The 18849-nt window shown below is 63.1% G+C and carries 13 protein-coding genes and 1 pseudogene; all 14 read right to left on the bottom strand.

Translation table 11 applies throughout. The annotated features are described in order from the left end of the window. Nucleotides 1-159: 159 nt before the first annotated feature. A complete protein-coding gene (locus tag PL597_RS10885; RefSeq protein ID WP_271365150.1) occupies nucleotides 160-3129 on the bottom strand; it encodes a bifunctional [glutamine synthetase] adenylyltransferase/[glutamine synthetase]-adenylyl-L-tyrosine phosphorylase in 2970 nt (989 codons plus the stop codon). A 211-nt stretch (nucleotides 3130-3340) separates the two neighbouring features. Then, nucleotides 3341-4750, bottom strand: coding sequence for a sensor histidine kinase (locus tag PL597_RS10880; protein ID WP_271365180.1), 1410 nt, complete (start codon nucleotides 4748-4750; stop codon nucleotides 3341-3343). Nucleotides 4751-4759: 9 nt separating this feature from the next. After that, nucleotides 4760-5518 (bottom strand): response regulator transcription factor, encoded by a 759-nt coding sequence (locus PL597_RS10875; protein ID WP_080791074.1) that lies wholly within the window; start codon nucleotides 5516-5518, stop codon nucleotides 4760-4762. Nucleotides 5519-5723: 205 nt separating this feature from the next. Then, nucleotides 5724-7277 carry a Do family serine endopeptidase gene (locus PL597_RS10870; RefSeq protein WP_271365147.1) on the bottom strand — a complete coding sequence of 518 codons (1554 nt, stop codon included), beginning with the start codon at nucleotides 7275-7277 and terminating at the stop codon, nucleotides 5724-5726. Between the two features lie 152 nt (nucleotides 7278-7429). Next, the gene (locus tag PL597_RS10865) at nucleotides 7430-7894 is read right to left on the bottom strand and encodes a cytochrome c-type biogenesis protein (RefSeq protein WP_271365145.1); all 465 of its coding nucleotides are present in this window, start codon (nucleotides 7892-7894) and stop codon (nucleotides 7430-7432) included. Then, nucleotides 7891-9882 carry a heme lyase CcmF/NrfE family subunit gene (locus PL597_RS10860; RefSeq protein WP_271365143.1) on the bottom strand — a complete coding sequence of 664 codons (1992 nt, stop codon included), beginning with the start codon at nucleotides 9880-9882 and terminating at the stop codon, nucleotides 7891-7893. Before PL597_RS10860 ends, PL597_RS10865 begins: the two co-directional genes overlap by 4 nt. Then, complete coding sequence (gene ccmE / locus PL597_RS10855) at nucleotides 9879-10391, bottom strand: cytochrome c maturation protein CcmE (RefSeq protein ID WP_269825828.1); 513 nt, start codon at nucleotides 10389-10391, stop codon at nucleotides 9879-9881. Before ccmE ends, PL597_RS10860 begins: the two co-directional genes overlap by 4 nt. Continuing rightward, on the bottom strand, nucleotides 10388-11542 hold the full coding sequence (gene ccmI, locus PL597_RS10850) for a c-type cytochrome biogenesis protein CcmI (protein ID WP_271365179.1): 1155 nt from the start codon (nucleotides 11540-11542) through the stop codon (nucleotides 10388-10390). Before ccmI ends, ccmE begins: the two co-directional genes overlap by 4 nt. Nucleotides 11543-11716: 174 nt before the next feature. Then, nucleotides 11717-12145: a hypothetical protein gene (locus tag PL597_RS10845; RefSeq protein ID WP_077982653.1), complete on the bottom strand. Its 429-nt coding sequence runs from the start codon at nucleotides 12143-12145 to the stop codon at nucleotides 11717-11719. A gap of 105 nt (nucleotides 12146-12250) precedes the next feature. After that, on the bottom strand, nucleotides 12251-13651 hold the full coding sequence (locus PL597_RS10840) for an ATP-binding protein (protein ID WP_137409984.1): 1401 nt from the start codon (nucleotides 13649-13651) through the stop codon (nucleotides 12251-12253). Further along, on the bottom strand, nucleotides 13641-14312 hold the full coding sequence (locus tag PL597_RS10835) for a response regulator transcription factor (protein ID WP_006311298.1): 672 nt from the start codon (nucleotides 14310-14312) through the stop codon (nucleotides 13641-13643). Before PL597_RS10835 ends, PL597_RS10840 begins: the two co-directional genes overlap by 11 nt. 93 nt (nucleotides 14313-14405) lie before the next feature. Continuing rightward, the gene (locus tag PL597_RS10830) at nucleotides 14406-14660 is read right to left on the bottom strand and encodes a hypothetical protein (protein WP_003497070.1); all 255 of its coding nucleotides are present in this window, start codon (nucleotides 14658-14660) and stop codon (nucleotides 14406-14408) included. A gap of 136 nt (nucleotides 14661-14796) precedes the next feature. Beyond that, nucleotides 14797-15003: a hypothetical protein gene (locus PL597_RS10825; protein ID WP_035262738.1), complete on the bottom strand. Its 207-nt coding sequence runs from the start codon at nucleotides 15001-15003 to the stop codon at nucleotides 14797-14799. A gap of 34 nt (nucleotides 15004-15037) precedes the next feature. Next, a pseudogene (locus PL597_RS10820) lies at nucleotides 15038-18839 on the bottom strand (baseplate multidomain protein megatron). Nucleotides 18840-18849: the final 10 nt, after the last annotated feature.

Genomic DNA, 18849 nt, shown 5'->3' with positions numbered 1-18849 from the left:
CCCCTCTGCCCTGCCGGGCATCTCCCCCTCAAGGGGGGAGATCAGCTAGACGGATGCTCCCCGCCAAATTCGCAACATTTGAGATGATCGCGCCGTTGCCGCATACCGATCTCCCCCCTTGAGGGGGAGATGCCCGGCAGGGCAGAGGGGGGTGAAGCCTCACCCACCATTCTTCACCGTCGCCACAAACGCTTTCCGCACCGCTTTCGCCAGCCGCTTCACTTCTCCCTCGAGCGTCGGAACATCAGGACAATCCCCCGCTCGGCACACGAGATCGATCAGACCCGCCGGCGCCTCTTTCGGATTGAACGCCCCATCGATGCACAGCCGCACGATCTGGGATATCTCGGTATAAAGCCCCATCGCCGCCATACAGTCATCGAGAGCCTGCGGCTCCATGACGGGTGCTGCGAGCGCCTGCAGCGCTTCGGCGGTGTTGCGCCCCGGTTCATGCACGGCAAGTCCTTTCACCGGCCCCACCAGCGCCAGATATTGCGCGATGAATTCGAGGTCGATCAGGCCGCCATTGATGAGCTTGAAGTCCCAATTGTTTTCCGGCGGTTTTTCCTGCTCGATGAGGCTGCGCATTTCCAGCACATCGGCCGAGACCTTGGCCACGTCGCGCTTTTGCGAAAGGATGGAGGCGATGATGCGGCGCGCGTCCTCCATCAGCGAGGCTTCGCCGCAGATGAGCCGCGCGCGCGACAGCGCCATATGTTCCCAGGTCCAGGCTTCCTCGCGCTGGTATTTCTCGAAGGCGGAAATGCGGGTCGCCACCGGCCCCTTGTTGCCGGAGGGACGAAGCCGCATGTCGACCTCGTAGAGCACGCCTTCCGCAGTCGGGGCCGAAAGGGCGGCGATCAGCCTTTGCGTGACGCGGGTGAAATAACGCACCACATCGAGCGGTTTTGCGCCGGTCGATTCATGGGCGGCATCGTCATAATCGTAGAGGAGGATGAGATCGACATCCGAACCGGCCGTCAGCTCGAAGGAGCCGAGCTTGCCCATGCCCATGACGGCCACGCGACCGCCGGGATAGGACCCATGCGCCGCTTCCATCTCCGAAAGAACCGCATTCAACGCCGCCTCGATGACAAGATCGGCAAGATGAGTGAAAGCACGGGCAGCGACTTCACCGCGGATTGCGCCGGTCAGCAGCCGAACCCCAATCAGGAAGCGCTGTTCGGCGGCGAAGATGCGTAGCCGGTCGAGAATATCCTCGTAATGGCGGGCATTGGAGAGGAAATTGCCCATGCGGTGGGCGAGATAATCGCGGGTCGGCACGTCGCTCATCAGAGCCGGGTCGAGCATGCCATCGAAGACATGCGGGCGGGCCGCGATGATTTCGGCAAGACGCGGGGCCGAGGACATGATCGTCACCAGCAGCGACAGGAGCGCAGGGTTGTTACCGAGCAACGAGAAGAGCTGGATGCCCGCCGGCAGGCCGGAGAGGAAATTGTCGAAACGCAGCAGCGCCTCATCGGCCCGCTTGCTTTCGCCGAAGGCGCGCAGCAGGTCGGGCGTCAGTTCCGTCAGCCGCTCGCGCGCCTCGACGGATTGCGTCGCACGATAGCGGCCATTGTGCCAGGTGCGGATGACGCGGGAAATATCCTCCGGCCGCTGAAAACCAAGGGTAGAGAGCGTCTTCAGCGTATCGGGATCGTCCTTCTGGCCGGTGAAGACCAGATTGCCGGCCTCGCCTGACAGTTTCACCTCCTGCTCGAACAGCGCCGAATAACGCCGCTCCACCAGCCGCAGCACCTCTTCCAGCTTTTCCGAGAAAGCCTTTGTGTCCTCGAAACCGAGCATGAAGGCGATGCGCTTCAATTCCGTTTCAGTGTCTGGCAACACATGGGTCTGTTCGTCGCGCACCATCTGGATGCGGTGCTCGACCTCGCGTAAAAACCAATAGGCCGCAGTCAGGCTGTCGCGGGTCTCGGCGTCGATCCATTTCGCCTCGGTCAGCGCGGCAAGCGCCTCTTCCGTTGCACGCACGCGCAGCGGCGGCATGCGGCCGCCGGCGATGAGCTGCTGCGTCTGGGCGAAGAACTCGATCTCACGGATGCCGCCGCGCCCGAGTTTGACATTGTGGCCCTTCACCGCAATGGCGCCATGGCCCTTATGGGCGTGGATCTGCCGCTTGATGGAGTGAATATCGGCAATCGCCGCATAATCGAGATATTTGCGGAAGATGAAGGGCGTCAGTTCGCGCAGGAAACTCTCACCCGCCTTGATGTCGCCGGCCACCGGCCGCGCCTTGATATAGGCGGCGCGTTCCCAGTTCTGCCCCCTGCCCTCGTAATAAAGCAGCGCCGCTTCCACCGGAATGGCGAGCGGCGTGGAGCCGGGGTCGGGACGCAGCCGCAGATCGGTGCGGAACACGTAACCATCGGCCGTGCGCTCCTGCATGATGCGCACGAGGCGGCGCATCATGCGGCCGAAATTCTCCGTCGCATCATAGGGATCGTCCATGATGCCGGCGGAGGGTTCGAAGAACACCACCGCGTCGATATCGGAGGAATAGTTGAGTTCGCGCGCGCCGAGCTTGCCCATGCCGAGCACGATGAGGCCGGACCCTTCGCTGGGTGCTGCGACATTCTTCAGTTTCAGCTTGCCGCTCTCATGGGCGGCGAGCAACAGGTGATCGATGGCGGCGGAGAGCGATGCATCCGCCATATCGCTCAGCCAGCGTGTCGTATCGCGCGCGGTGAAGATGCGCGCCAGATCGGCAAGTGCTGCGATGAAAGAGAGCCGCCGCTTGGCTACCCGCAGCCGCGACATCACCTCGTTTTCGCTCGGCGCCCCACCTTCTTCGCCCGGCTTCCAGCAATCGCGCGCATCACGGACAAGCTCGGTCAGCAGCGGCTCGAGCGGTTTCGACATCGCCAGCGACAAAAGCCCCTCATCCGCCGACGCCATGTCACGCAGATAGGGGGACAGCGTGAAAGCCGCGGCGATAAATTCCTTCAGCGGGCTTTCTCCGGCCAGCAGCGCGGCGACCGCAGGCTCGCTTTTGCCGATATCCTTCAGCGTCGAAAGAACGGATTTCAGTTCCGTCTGCGTATAGGGGCGGATCACGCCCGGCAGAACCTCGCTCAGCCGCCTTTCGACGGTTTCCCGTTTCGTCACTGTGTCTCTCCCTCTTCCGCCCGTCCTGCCAGAGCCTGCCGGCGCGCCTCTCTGGCGTTGTAACAAATGCCGAGTGCGTTGCGATCAAAAAACCGCTGAGGGAGATGCTTTCCCGAATCCGAGATCGATGCAAGCGTACCAATCCATTGCATCCACCCTCCAAGGCAGGGCGAACGGCGTGCTGGCTGCCAGGGGCGAGCGTGACCCCCGCTTACAGTTTGGTCAGCGGAAACACCATCGAAACGGTCAGCCCCGGGCAGGCCGCATTCGCGGCGTCCGTGTCCGACAGCTTCAGCGATCCGCCATGCAGTTCCATCACCGCTTCCACCAGCGACAGGCCGAGCCCGGTCCCGGGTTTCGAGCGGCTTTCATCCAGCCTGACGAAGCGTTTCAGCACCTCGCCGCGTTTGTCGGCGGGAATGCCGGGGCCGTTATCGGCGACGGAGAGCACAATGGCCTCCTGCTCTCTTGCCAGACGCACGACGAGTTTTTTATCGCCCTCGCCCTCGCAGGCATATTTCATGGCGTTGTCGATGAGGTTGGAGAGCGCCTGGCCGATCAGTTCGCGGTTGCCCTTGACGACAAGGCCCAGCTCGATTTCGGTTTCCAGAGCCAGCCCCGCATCTTCGGCCACCGGCTCGTAGAGTTCGGCGCTGTCTTCGGCAATCGCCGAGACGTCCACATCGGTCATTTCGGCGGCGATCGAACCTGCCTCGACGCGGGAGATCATCAAGAGCGCATTGAAGGTGCGGATAAGCTGATCGGATTCGGCGATGATGCCTTCAAGCGCTGCGCGGCGTTTCGTCTCGTCATCGTCGTCGAGCGCTGCGGCCGCCTTGTTGCGCAGCCGCGTCAGCGGCGTCTTCAGGTCATGGGCGATGTTGTCGGAGACCTGCCGCAGACCCTCATTCAGCTTTTCGATGCGGCCGAGCATGGCGTTGAGCGAACCGGACAGGCGGTCGAATTCATCTCCGGAGCGGCCCTGCGGCAGGCGCTGCGAAAGGTCGCCGGCCATGATCTTCTTGGTCGCCGCCGACATGCGGTCGATGCGTTTCAGCGCATTGCGGCCAATGCCGAACCAGATGAGCAAAGCGCCGCCGCCCATGATCGCCAGCGCCACCATCAGCGCGTTGCGCACCAGCGCCCGGAACTTCGTCGGCTCGCCGAGATCGCGGCCGATCAGGATGCGCAGACCGTTGTCCAGCGTGAAGACATTAGCGGTGGCCAGATGCTGAACGCTGTTGCCGCTTTCGGAATAACGCTCGTAACGGAAAGGGAAACCTGTCCAGCCTTCCTTGTCGAAGACGCCGGGCTGCACGGAGGCGACGTTGCCGGCCAGGATTTCACCATTCGGGCCGGCAATGATGTAAAGGCTCGCACCCGGCTGGCGGGCGCGTCGCTCCATCATCCGCAGCAGCGGGTTGATGCCGCCACGATTATAGATGCGCTGTACATCCGAGACTTCCTGCAACACGGCATCGCGCGTCTGCTGGTTCAGCAACCGTTCGGAGAGAGCGGTGACGTAAAAGACGAGGAAGGCGGCGCAGAGTGCGAACAGCAGAATATAGAGCGCCGAAAGGCGCACCGCCGTCGATCTGAACAATATTCTGAGGCGGGCCATTTTCGCCAATCAGCCCTCGTCCTTCATCATGTAACCGGCGCCGCGAATGGTCTTCAAGAGCGGCTTTTCGAAGTCCTTCTCGATCTTCGAGCGCAGGCGGGACACATGCACGTCGATGACATTGGTCTGCGGGTCGAAATGATAGTCCCAGACATTTTCGAGAAGCATGGTGCGGGTCACGACCTGGCCGGCATTCTTCATCAGATATTCGAGCAGGCGGAATTCGCGCGGCTGCAGCAGGATTTCCTTGCCGCCGCGGCGAACATCGTGCGACAGCCGGTCGAGTTCGAGATCGCCGACCCGGTAGATCATGTCCTGCTCGGGCTTGCCCTTGCGGCGGCCGAGCACCTCGATACGGGCAAGCAGTTCGGAAAAGGCATAGGGCTTCGGCAGGTAATCGTCGCCGCCGGCGCGCAGTCCGGTGACGCGGTCATCCACCTGCCCCAGCGCGGAAAGGATCAGAACCGGCGTCTCGATGCCGCGGCGGCGCAGCTCGCTTATGACGGAAAGCCCGTCGCGGCGCGGCAACATGCGATCGATCACCATCACGTCGTAAGCGTTCTCGCAGCCCATGAACAGGCCGCTCTCACCGTCGCTGGCATGATCGGCGACGATCCCGGCTTCGCGGAACGCCTTGGTCATATAGGCCGCAGCCTCTAGGTCGTCTTCAATGACAAGAATCTTCATGTGCGGGACAATAGCGCCCTCGCCCTTTTCCGCACAACCGGAAACAGATGCGGGAGTAACTTCCTGAACTTTGTTTTCCATGAGGTTTCCTCCGAAGACTTAAGGCCTATGGCGTTATCTCGCTTCAAGATGGGCGACTACCTGTGGAGCGAGTGGTCGCCGCTTGTTTCTTCTCCCCCTCGGGGAGAAGAAACGGGCCGCAACGCCGTGCCATACCCAACCGCCCCGTCTCAAGAGCGAGATGCGACGCCGGATCCCAAAGGAACCGGCATCGCCTTTCAAATTATCAACCCTGGTCGATATCCAGAGCGATGAAGCGGCTGCCATCGTCCGTCTGGATCTGGAACAGGGCCTTGGAACGACCGTCCTTCTTGGCCTGCTCGAGGATCTTCTCGACATCGGCGGCGGAGGCGACCTGCTGGTTGTTGACCGAGGTGATCTTCTCACCCGTCTTCAGACCACGGGCAGCGGCATCGCTGTCGGGATCGACATCGGTAATGGCGAGGCCATTTCCGTCATCGGCGGGAGCAACCGTCAGTCCGAGGCTGGAGAGCACCTTCTCGCTGGAGGACTGGCTGCCCTTGTCGTCGTTCTGGCCTGGTGTCGCCTTGGAGGCCTCGTCGCTGGTGAGATCGCCGAGCGTCACCGTGACTGACTGCGACTTGCCACCACGCCACAGCGAGATTTCGACCTTGCTGTTGGGCGCCATGCCGCCGATGCGGCGCGACAGATCGCGGGCATCCTTGACGGGATCGCCGTTGACGGCAGTGATGATGTCACCCTGCTTGATACCGGCCTTGTCGCCCGGCGAGCCGGACTGCGGCGAAACGACCAGCGCGCCCTTGGCTTCGGCAAGGCCGAGCGATTCGGCGATGTCCTTGCTGACGGGCTGGATTTGCACACCGAGCCAGCCGCGTTCGACCTTGCCGTCCTTTTGCAGGTCGGCGATCACATCCTTGGCGACCGAGGACGGGATGGCAAAGGCGATACCGACATTGCCGCCGGAGGGCGAGAAGATGGCGGTGTTGATGCCGACCACTTCGCCGTTAAGGTTGAAGGCGGGACCACCCGAGTTACCGCGGTTCACGGCAGCGTCGATCTGGAGATAGTCGTCATAGGGGCCGGAGCCGATATCACGGCCGCGGGCCGAAATGATGCCTGACGTCACCGTCCCGCCGAGGCCGAAGGGGTTACCGACGGCGACGACCCAGTCACCAACGCGGATTTTGGTGTCATCGGCAAATTTCACATAGGTGAACTTGCGGTTCACATCGACCTTGAGCAGCGCCAGATCGGTACGCGGATCGCGGCCGACAAGCTTGGCGTCGAGTTCGGTGCCGTCATTCATGACGACCGTATAGGCGGAACCGTCATCGACGACGTGGTTGTTGGTGACGACATAACCGTCTTCGGAAATGAAGAAACCGGAGCCTTGCGCGACCGGGCGCAGCGGACCTTTGCCGTCACGATGGCGGTTCGGCCCACGGTCGGAGCGATCCTGGTTGGGGCCGCCGAATTCCTTGAAGAAACGCTTCAGCGGATGGTCATCCGGCAGCTGGTCGAGGCCGCGGCCGCCGAAATTGAAGGAGAAGTTGCTGGAATCGTCGGAAGCAGGCTGCACGTTCGACTGCACGCGAACGGAGACGACGGCGGGCGAGACGGCATCGACCACATTGGCGAAGCTCGGAACCTGCGGCGCGGTTACTTCGACAGGGGCAGCAAACGAGTGAAGGATCGGAGCGGCGAGGCCGGTCGAGAGCATCAGCGCCGCAAGGCCGCCAACGGTCGTGGCCTTCAGGGCCGTCTTCAGCGAGGAATTGCCGTTTTGCGAATGAGACATGGTGTACCTTCTTTCTTCATTCAGACTGGAACCCGTGTGACCGGGGAAGCGGTGGATGATGAAGATATAGGAGGCAACACCTTACGGCGAAGTGTCTGATGAATGAAAAATCCGTAATGTTGAAAAAGAACCGGAAGAAAAAAGGAAACCGATTATTTTTCAATGAGATTGCGAATTCGCTCTTCTTCGTCCGCACTCAGTTTTTGTGGCTGTTCCTGGGTGGCGCGGCGACGCGAAAACACGAAGACGGCGAAAATCCCGGCAAGGGTGAGGCCGATGGGCGCGCCCCACAAAAGCACGGTTCGAAGGCTGAGGCGCGGTTTCAGGAGCACGAATTCGCCGTAACGCGACACGACATAATCGATGACGGCCTTGTCGCTGTCACCCTGAACCAGCCGGTCGCGCACGAGGACGCGCAGGTCACGCGCCAGTTCGGCGTTGCTGTCGTCGATAGACTGGTTCTGGCAGACCATGCAGCGGAGCTGAGAGGTGAGGTTTCTGGCGCGCTGCTCCAGCACGGGGTCTTTGAGGACTTCGTCCGGGTTGAAGGCGAAGACCGGCCATGACGTAACCATGAGGACGAGAAGGAGCGTGAGGCCCGCCACAACCTCCCTCATTCCGCCGCCTCCGGCATTGCAGCCCGTACAGGTTTTGCCTTGCGGGTCGGCGCGCCTACGCGCAATCGCCTGTCGGAGAGCGAGATCAAACCGCCCGACATCATGAACAGCGTGCCGCCCCAGATGCAGAGGATGAAGGGTTTCCACCAGATTCGCACCACCATGCCGCCATCGGCCATGGGGTCACCCAGCGAGACGTAAAGCTGGCTGAGGCCGAAGGTCAGAATGCCGGCTTCCGTCGTCGGCATGCGTCGCGCGGTATAGAGCCGCTTGGACGACCAGACATCGGCCACCTCCACCCCCGCCTTGCGCACGGTGAAATGGCCGCGATCCTCGGTGAAGTTCGGGCCGCCGGCGTGGCGGATGCCATCGAAGGTGAGGCTGTAGCCACCCGCTTCCGCCTTCATGCCCTGTTTCATTTCCAGAACCGTTTCGGTCTCATAGGTGGTGACGATGACGATGCCGAGCACGGTGATGCCGAGGCCCATATGCGCCAATGCCGTGCCGAAGGCCGAACGCGGCAGGCCCTTCAGGCGGCGAAACGCGATACCGAAGGCGAGCTTGCCGAAATTGGCGCGATACCAGAGGTCGGCGAAAGCGCCGAAGATCAGCCAGAAACCGGCGGCGATGCCGAGGGCGGCCAGCACCGGACCGCCATTTTCGACATACCACAGCGTCAGCCCGGCAAGAGCGGCAAGCGCCGCGGCCACATAAAGCCGCTGGAAGGCTCCGAGAAGATCGCCGCGCTTCCAGGCGAGCATCGGGCCGAAGGGTGTGACGATCAGGATCGGGATCATCAGGAGGCCGAAGGTGAGGTTGAAGAAGGGTGCGCCGACCGAGATTTTTTCGCCCGTCAGCGTTTCCAGAATGAGCGGATAGAGCGTGCCGATCAGTACGGTCGCGGTGGAGACCGTCAGGATCAGGTTGTTGAGAACGAGCGATCCCTCACGCGAGATCGGCGCGAACAGGCCGCCTGCCTTGAGCGACGGCGCACGCCACGCAAACAGCGCGAAGGCGCCACCGATAAAGATCGTCAGAATGCCGAGAATGAAGATACCGCGGCTCGGATCGGTGGCGAAAGCATGCACCGAGGTCAAAACGCCGGAGCGCACGAGGAAAGTGCCAAGCAGCGACAGCGAAAAGGTCATGATCGCCAGAAGCACGGTCCAGATCTTCAGCGCCTCGCGCTTTTCCATGACCAGCGCTGAATGTAAGAGCGCCGTTCCGGCAAGCCAGGGCATGAAGGAGGCGTTTTCCACCGGATCCCAGAACCACCAGCCGCCCCAGCCGAGTTCATAATAGGCCCAGTAGGAGCCCATGGAGATGCCGGCGGTCAGGAAGGTCCATGCGGCGAGGGTCCACGGCCGTACCCAGCGCGCCCAGGCGGCGTCGATGCGTCCTTCCAGAAGTGCCGCAACGGCAAAGGAGAAACAGACGGAAAAGCCGACATAACCGAGATAAAGCAGCGGCGGATGGATGGCGAGGCCGAAATCCTGAAGAATGGGATTGAGGTCCTGCCCTTCCGCCGGCACCGGCTCCAGCCGCAGGAACGGGTTGGAGGTGAGCAGGATGAACAGCAGGAAAGCGACGGAAATCCATGCCTGTACGGCAAGAACATTGGCTTTGAGCGTTTCCGGCAGGTTGCGGCCGAAGGCGGCGACGAGCGCGCTGAAAAACACCAGGATGAGCAGCCACAGCAGCATCGAGCCTTCGTGGTTGCCCCACACGCCGGTCAGCTTGTAGAGCATCGGCATCAGCGAATGGGAGTTTTCCCAGACGTTGCGCACGGAAAAATCCGAGACGGCATAGGCTCTCGTCAGTGCCGCAAAAGACAGGCCGACCAGAAGGAACATCAGAACAGAGCCGATGGACGCGATATCCATCAGCGCCCGGTCGTTGCGGCGCGCGCCGATGACCGGCAGCGTCGAGACGATCAGCCCCACACCGAGCGCCAGAACCAGAACATAATGGCCGATCTCGTTGATCATCTGGTCGCTCCGGTCTTGTCGGAAGAAGGGGCGCTGCCCGCGGGCGTTGCGGCGGCGGGTGCCGCTCCCTCGGCGCCCTGCTGCCACAGGCCCTTGTCCTTCAGCCGGTCGGCCACTTCCTTCGGCATGTAGTTCTCGTCGTGCTTGGCCAGCACACTGTCGGCCACGAAACCGTGGGTCGCGGCATCGAACATGCCTTCGGTCACAACGCCCTGCCCTTCGCGGAAAAGATCGGGGAGGATGCCGGTATAGCTGACCGGCACGGTTGCCTCGCCATCGGTCACCGTGAAGCTGACCGTCCGGCCCTCGCCGCGCTTGATCGAGCCTTCCGCCACCAGCCCGCCGAGGCGGATGCGGGTGCCGGGGTTGACCGGCGTCTTCTCCAGATCGGCCGGCATATAGAAATAGGCAATGGACTGGCCGAAGGCGAACATGACCAGCAGCACGGCAGCGACGATGAAGCTCATCCCGCCGCCGATGATCGCCAGACGTTTCTGTTTGCGGGTCATTGCGTCACTCCCTGCGGCGCGGCATCCTGCTGCCCGTTCATGCGGATCGGACCGGCGGAAACACCCAGTTCTCTTGCCAGCGCCAGAAGCTGCCTGCCCTCTTCGCCCTCCGGCGGGAAAGCCTGCAGGCCGGCCCGCAAGGCTTCACCGGCCTTAGCCTCGTTCTTCAGCACGGAATAGGCGCGCATGAGGCGCATCCACCCTTCGAAATCATCAGGGTTATCCTTCAGCTTGGCGTCGAGGCTCGCCACCATGCCCTCGATCATCGCCTGCCGGTCGGCTGGCGCCATCTCTTTGGCAGCCGCAACATCGGCGGCAGTTGGCCCTGTTCCGGCTTTTCCGCCAGTGCGGGCGATATGTTCCTGCACCAATGGCAGCCACGGAGCACCGGCGGGGGCGGCGGCGGCAAGTGCCGCAAAGGCCGACTGAGCCTCCTCAGACTTGCCCGACTGTTCGAGGGCCAGCGCCAGATAAAAGCGGGTGCGCGGATTACCGGGGCTCAGCCGGTCAGCCTCGGCAAAAGCGTCGCGCGCGGCCTCGATAACGACACCGTCATTGCCGGCCACCAGCGTTTCGCCAAGGCCTGTCAGCCGTTCAGCACTCGGCCCCTGGATGCGCAGCGCGTTGCGGTAGGCAAGCTCGGCATCGCCAAGGCGCTGCATCTTGAAATAGATCGGCGCCAGAATATCCCAGCCAGCGCCATCCTCAGGGTTCTGCGCCAGATGCCGTTCCGCGCGGGCCACCAGCATGTTCATATCGTTGCCGGGATTTTCAAGACGCGCCTCGAGCGGCATGTCCGGCGTATCCGGACTGCCGTTCCAGATGTAAAGACAGAGGCCGAGCGCCGGCAGAAGAAGGGTGATGAAGCTTGTGGCGAGATGGTGTCGACGCGACCGGCTTTCTTTCGCCGGCGTTTCCTCGGCTTCGGCGGCGGCGAGAAGCCGGCGGCCGATTTCGGCGCGGGCATAATCCGCCTCGGTGTCGCCGATGAGGCCGGCGGCGCGTTCGCGGTCCAGTTCGGCCAGCTGGTCGCGATAAACGGCGACCTCACCGTCGCGGCGCGTCTGCGGCGCCTCGGTCTTCCGCATCAGCGGGTACATCAGGACGATGGCGACAGCCGCCGTCAATATCGCAACGACAATCCAGAACATAAGGCTCAATTACTCGAATGCGCGGCGCATGGAAACACGAAGCGCGGGGATGACGCGAATTTGAGACATCACGCCGCACCGCAGACCCTCTCCCGGCTGCACCGCCATGCCTCTTCCTGTCATCGCAAAAGGCCCGTGACCTTGATTTACGTCAAAGTATTTTACGCAAAGTCATTACGTGAGAGGCGACCAGCTTCCGTCGGCATTACGGCATGCTGCGCCGCGCACTTTGGTTTCACGTCCGTCGACCGTCAGGGTGTGCGAATATTGCCGGCAATTCTGGTTGCCGACCTGATAGGGCGCATTGGCGACCACCTGCCCCTTGGCGTCATCGCCGGCCCAGGAAACCGGCGTGCCGACGGGGGCCGCTTCCAGCGCCTTATATTCGGCTTCCAGCGCCTTGGTCTGGTCACCCCTGTCGAGCTCAACGCCGCTTCGCCCGATGATGCCGCCTTGCAGGTTGGCCAGGAACGGCGTCGAGGGCTGCGACGAGCGGCCGAACAGGCCGCCGCCCGCCGGGCGGGTGCCCGTGGTGGTGCAGGCGCTTAGCATCGATACGCACAGGATCGAGACAAGCGCCGGGCGTGACACCAGCGAGCGCATCGTCACGGAGCGACAGCCATCATACACGTCAACCAAACCCTGTCCTCTTTCCTACCGCATTGCACCTAATATATCGCCATTGAATTTCTTGCCTTTTTTCTTGCCTCACGCAAGCTCTTTCGAAAGGCCCGGCAAAATCAGATCGGCTTTCAGCCCACCGATGCCGCTGCGCGACAACGAAAAGCGGCCATGGTACTCTGACACCACCTCGGAAACGATCGACAATCCAAGGCCCGTGCCCGGCCGGCTCTCGTCCAGCCGCCGCCCGCGCTTCATCGCTTCGCTTATCTGTTCCGGCTCAAGCCCCGGTCCGTCATCCTCCACCGTCAGTTCCACCCAGGCGCGACGGGCGATTTCCGCATCGGGGGACGGGTGCGTGCCAGCGGCGAGCGTGATGACCACACGCGCCTGGGCAAACCGCGCGGCATTTTCGAGGAGATTGCCGACGACCTCTTCCAGATCCTGCTGTTCCATACCGAGCACGGCGCCGGCCTCGTCAATGTTCAGAATGAACTGCTTGTCCGGGTTCAGACGGCGCATCACCCGCACCAGCCGTTCCAGCGCCGGCTCCGCTTCGACGCGGGCAAGGATCGAGCCGCGCTGGGCCGCGATGCGGGCGCGGGAGAGATAGGATTGCACCTGCGCCTGCATGGCATCTGCCTGCGCCCGCACCAGATCGCCATGCTGCGGCTCCAGCGTGCGGGCCTCGTTCAGAAGAACGGCGATCGGCGTCTTCAGCGAATGCGCCAGATTGCCGACCTGCATGCGGGCGCGCTCCACGAGGCGGCGATTGCTGTCGATCAGCGCATTGACCTCATTGGCCAGCGGCTGGATTTCACGCGGGAATTCGCCTTCGAGGCTTTCCGCCTCCCCGCCCCTGATCTTGCCGAGCGCCACGCGGGCCTGATCGAGCGGCCGCAGACTGTAGAGAATGGCAAGGCCGTTGACGACGAGACTGCCGACACCGAAAACGGCGAGCGCCAGATAAAGGCTGTTGGAGAAATCGCGCACATCGTCTTCCACGACGTTCAGATTGCCGGAGACACGGAAACGCGCCGCGCGCCCTTCGCCATCCAGCACGACTTCGGTTTCCGCCACGCGCACCTGATTGCCCGCCTCGTCGGTCACGGCATAAAAGCGCTCATAGCGGTTGTCGAAGGGCGCATCGAGAATGCTCGGCACCGGCAAAGTGGAGACGCCGAGCGACGATGACACCAGTGGCGCGGTCTGAAAATTGCCGAGCGGCTCGACAACCCAGTACCAGCCGGTATCGGGTTGCGAAAAGCGCAGATCGCCGAGCTGCGGGCTGCCGGCCAGCGTGTTCTCGTTGGAAATCGTCACGGAATTGATGACGTTATAAAGCTGCGCCCGCAGAAGATCGGTGAAGCTGCGCTCCACTCCCTGCCGATAAAGCGTCGAGATCACGACGGCGATCACCACCAGCGCCAGCACCGACCAGAGCGAGGCGAGCAGCAGAACGCGGGCGGTGAGGGAATTACTTCGCATCTGCCGGCGCTTGCATCCGGTAACCGAGACCACGGATCGTCTCGATCAGATCAACCCCGATCTTCTTGCGCAAACGTCCGACAAACACCTCGATCGTGTTGGAATCGCGGTCGAAATCCTGATCGTACATGTGCTCTACCAGCTCCGTGCGCGAGACGACCTCGCCCATGTGGTGCATGAGATAGGACAGGAGCCGGAACTCGTGCGAGGTGAGCTTCAGCGTCGTGCCGTTGACGGTCGCCTTGGAGGATTTGGTGTCGAGCCGGACAGGGCCGCAGACGAGTTCGGAGGAGGCGTGGCCGGCGGCGCGACGGATGAGCGCGCGCACGCGGGCAAGCACTTCTTCGACATGGAAAGGCTTGGTGACGTAATCGTCGGCGCCGGCATCGATGCCGGCGACCTTGTCGCTCCAGCGGTCGCGGGCGGTGAGGATGAGCACCGGCATGGCCTTGCCGGCCGCACGCCATTTTTCAACGACGGTGATGCCGTCGAGCTGCGGCAGACCGATATCGAGAACGATGGCGTCATAGGGCTCGGTATCGCCGAGGTAATGGCCTTCCTCGCCGTCGAATGCCTGATCGACAACATAACCGGCTTCTTTCAGCGCATCGGTCAGCTGACGATTGAGATTGGCATCGTCCTCAACAACGAGAATACGCATTGTCCGCCCTTTCCTTCCGTCCCGGCCCACGCGGGTGGCCGGTCATGCTACATGTGTCGGGTTGTTTTCCGATATTTCGGCGATGCGGGCAAGCTACATCGGCACGCGCATCGTTACCTTACGCGGGCGTTCGCCATTGCCCTGGACGAGAACGGTGACGACACAGGACTGACCGTCACCGGAAGGATAGACCGAAAGCAGCTGACCACCGGTTTCGCGCACCACGCGGGCGACGGCTGCGCCGCAATCGCTCGCCGCCAGAATGTAATGGCCCTGCAGATCAGCCTCGGGCGCCGTGAAACCGGAAAGCCCGGCTGCAAGCGTCGCGATGATGAGAGGTGATGCCATTCTACAAACTTCCAAAAACCGGGTGCGTCTCGAACCTTATTGTGAGCGAATATGTAGCGCAAAGCGTCTGAATGGCAAATGAATGCCGCCCCCGCCGCATGGGCGCATGGCGGGAACGGCGGCGTCGTGGGCGCTGTCAGCGAATGGCGCTGGTCGCCGAAAGACGGCCGTAAAGTGCGACCAGACCGCCGATTCCGCCCGCAACCGTCACCAGCCCGTCCGCAAGTTCGCCTTGCAGACCGGCGGGCAGATCGAGGCCGGCAATGCTGAAAAGCGGTGCGAAAACCGCGACCAGGGCGCCCCAGATCGTGCGCGATTGATACCATGCTTTGGTGCTGTCCATCGTCTCATCCTTTGTGTTGTTTTTCAGGCATATGTCAAATCGGGAGGGTGGCCTGCGCCACCACGCCCGAGGGCACCGCGCGACCGAGCATTCGGACACGCACGGAAATGTGATCCCGCAATGCCGGGAAATCTGTGAGTTCGTCTGCGGCGGCGTAAAACCAGAAGGGTTGCGAAACCTCCGCCACCCTCCGCACGGTCTCGCCGTCCAGCACCTCGATGCGATAGAGCTCGAAGGGTTCGTCCAGCGGGATGTCGCTCGCATCCCAGCCGTCGGCCTCCACCCGGCCCCGGCGTTTCCACCCGATGAAAACGCCGTCCCTGCGCCGTTCGGCGGCAAGATGCACCGGCGCGAGCGGTGTCAGCGCCCGCAAGCCGCCCTCGAAGGCAGAAGGACCGCTTGGCGCGCCCGCCATTCCGGCAGCTTCCGCAATCCAGTTCAGGCGTCGTCCGCGCTCGCTCGCGGCAAGACCGAGAGGCCGCACCGCCGCATCCAGAACCACCACCGGCGCACCTTTCGGCGCGCCTGCGGCGAGCGCATCTTCCGTGCCGGCCAGTCCCCGCAGAAGAGCGGAGAGCCGCCAGCGTGCGGGTGCTATTTCCTCGGCCTTTGCAAAGGCGACGATTTCCCACACGCCGTTCGCCGCCTTGATGGCGAGACGGTTGTCGCCATTCAGCACCGAAAGCTCCCCGGCCGACGATACCTCGCCGAAGGGCAGATCGACGAAGACGGTGTTTTTCCGGTCGAAGCGGCCGGAAGGGCCCGATGTCAACGGCATCGCCAGCGCGCCGATCATCGCCGGCCGGTCCAGCAGCACGCGCTGCCGGTAACCTTCCCTGCCCGGCGACGCGGAAATGATGATTGGGCGCCAGGGCTTGGCAAGCGCCGCAATCCGCGCCGAATCCTCCGGCGCAGTGCCGTCATGGTAGGGCAGATCGAGAAACAGCACCTCCGGGGCGAAACCTTCCGCTCCGCTTACGCCGCTGCTGCGCCGTTCCTCCGCGCCGCCGGCAAAGACCGGAAAGACAGCGGAAAAAGCCCGCGCCTCCACCTGCCGCACCGCGCCGTCCTCGATCCGGCTGACCAGAAACCGCCCTGCCGGCGCCTGTGGAAAAGCCCCTTCCGGCAGACGAATACAATCACCCGGTTCAAGCGCGATATCGCCAGGCGGCAGAGCAAAGCGCAGGCTGCGCCGAGCCTGCCGGTTGTCGCGCAACAACGCCTCGACAGCGGCTTCCGCCGTTTCCGCAGGCAGGGCAGCGTTGAGATCGAGCCGCATCACCCGGCTGCCGGCATTGTCGATGCGGCGGGACCTTACACTTGCCTGCTCGTAATCCAGCGCCGGGTTGAAAGACGTCAGCACGGCTTCAGCCGCGAAATCGCTGTCATGGCCGCGATTTTCCGACCAGAGCGGCTCGTCCTCGAGATCGGCCAGCACGGCAATATCCCGCACCGGCAAGACCGCCGTATTGCGGGAGCGGAAGCGCAGGGTTCCGCCATCTTCCGTCACATCCACCTGAAACGCCGCCATCAGCGGCTCCAGGAGGTTGCGGGCCGAGGTCACGTCGCCCTGCACATAACCTCCCAGATCGCCGCTGACGGCCGAAACGTCGAAGTCGGAAAAGCCGTGATCGGCGAGGATGGCGGCGATGGTATCGGAAAGCGTTGCCGTGCCCAGCCTTCCGTTCAGCCAGTGGCCGGTGCGCCAGTTCCCACCATCGCTCCAGGCCGCACCATTCTGCGGAAAGGCGGGAAAGGGCCTTGCATCCCAGGTCCACAGATAGACCCTGCCTGCATCGACCATCGCCGCATCGCCCTTTCCCCAATGGTCGAGATGCGCCTCCAGAAACCGTCGCTGCTGGCTGTCGGCGCGATTGCGGCGGGAAAAATAGGGAAAGGCGTTTTCCGCCGATTTCGGATCGGGAAAGACATTGGGGCGCGTCGCGCTCTTGTCCACCGCCGGGCAGCCGAGTTCGGTGAACCAGATGGGCTTAGAGCGCGGCGCCCATGCCGTCGGCGTGGTTTTCTCCACACCCCGCACCCGGTCGTAGTGGAGGTTTCCCCACCAGTTGCGCAGGTCCTTGTAACGGAACACCCACGGCTTGCCCTTCAGCCCGTCGGTAATCGTCGTGCGCCGCCGCGCAGCGCGGTCCGCATCGCTGGCATAATACCAGTCGAACCCCTCTCCCGCCGTAATAGTGCGGCGCAAGGCGCTCACATCGTCCGGGCCGGTCATGCCGTCCGGATTGCCGTTTGCGGAATCCCCGTCGCGCCAGTCGGAAAGCGGCATGTAATTGTCGATGCCGATGGCGTCGATATTCGGGCTCGCCCAGAGCGGATCGAGATGGAAGAATAGGTCGCCCGAGCCGTCCGCCGGCTGGTGGCCGAAATATTCGCTCCAGTCCGCCGCATAGGTCAGCTTCACCGCCGGCCCCAATATCGCCCGCACATCGCCCGCCAGCCGTACCAATTCCGCCACGAAGGGAAAGGCGTCGTTCTCGTCTCTCAGCGCCGTCAGCCCACGCAGCTCCGAGCCGATCAGGAAGGCATCCACCCCACCCGCCCGGGCCGCCAGCGCCGCATAGTGCAGCACCATGCGACGGTAGCCTTCATCGCGGTTGCAGAAGGCGGAAACCTGCGCCCTTGCACCCGCGCTGCGATCCGCAGAGCCGGCTTTGCCGGGGGCGGGAAAGCAGGTGATGCGCCCGCGCCAGGCATAGGCGTCCTGCTCGCTTTTGCCATAGGGGTCCGGCAGCCGATTGCCGATGGGAACATCCATCATCACGAAGGGGTAAAGGCACACCCGAAGGCCGCGCGCCCTGAGATCGGCTATCGCCTGCAACACGCTTTCGTCGTTCGGCGTGCCGCCATAGGCCGGGCCGCCGCCATGATGGCTGACAGGATGCGCCTCATCGCGCGACAGGCCGGCGACCGACCATGGCGTGGTTTCCCCATCCCGACCGACCACTTCCACGCCCGGCAGAATGCGGCATTCCCCCGCCCGCATATCCGTGCCGAACCAGCTCACCACCAGCGCCACGCTCTCAAGATTGGGGCAGAGCGCCTGCAATTCGTCGATTGCCGCCTGCCAGTCGGTCGAAGCGGTCAGGCCGTTGCGGTTCATGATGCGGCTTTGGCCGATGCCCGTGCGTTCGCAAACCTGCGCGGTGGCGTATCCATGCTCGGTGGCGCCAGGAATGACGGTGATGGCGCGGATGGATTTTTCCAGCCGCCCGACAGGCCGCACCACTTCGAACTGCATCAGCGGAATGCGGTTGCCGAAGCCGTCGAGCGGCAGGCGTTCGAAGACCACATAGGCCAGTCCGCGAAAGGCCGGCGCATTGCCCGCCCCCCTGCTTCGCCTCGATCAACGGATCGGGCATTTGTGTCTCGCTGCCGGGATAAAAACGCATCTCGATGGCGCTCAGGTCCAACTCCCGCCCATCGGCCCAGACACGCCGCACCATGGCCGCCTCACCTTCGCAAAGGCCGATGGCGACGTTGGCAAAATAACTGAAGGTTTCGACCTTCGGGCCACGGTTGCCCTTGCCGCCACGGCGCTCCACCTCGACGCCTTCTTCAAAACGCGTCGCCCAGATCAGCGTGCCGCCGATCCTTGCTGCGCCATAAAGCCGGTTGATCGCCGCGCCCTCATCCGCCCCCGGAATGCGCGCGGTCGAGAGCCGCGCGCCCGTTACCGTCCGCCCGTTGGAAAGCAGCGTGCGGTCGATGGCATTGCCCGCCAGCGCCCCGGCCGCCCGGCCGATTACTGCGCCCAAAGGACCGAAAATGCCGCCGAGTGCCGCGCCCGCCGCCTGAAAAACGATTGTCGCCATGCTTGCCTCG

The sequence above is a fragment of the Agrobacterium sp. ST15.13.013 genome (assembly GCF_027956525.1).
GTDB classification, from domain to species: Bacteria; Pseudomonadota; Alphaproteobacteria; order Rhizobiales; family Rhizobiaceae; genus Agrobacterium; species Agrobacterium salinitolerans.
The sequence above is the reverse complement of the archived record's forward strand: the minus strand, read 5'-3'. Positions and strand labels throughout refer to the sequence as shown.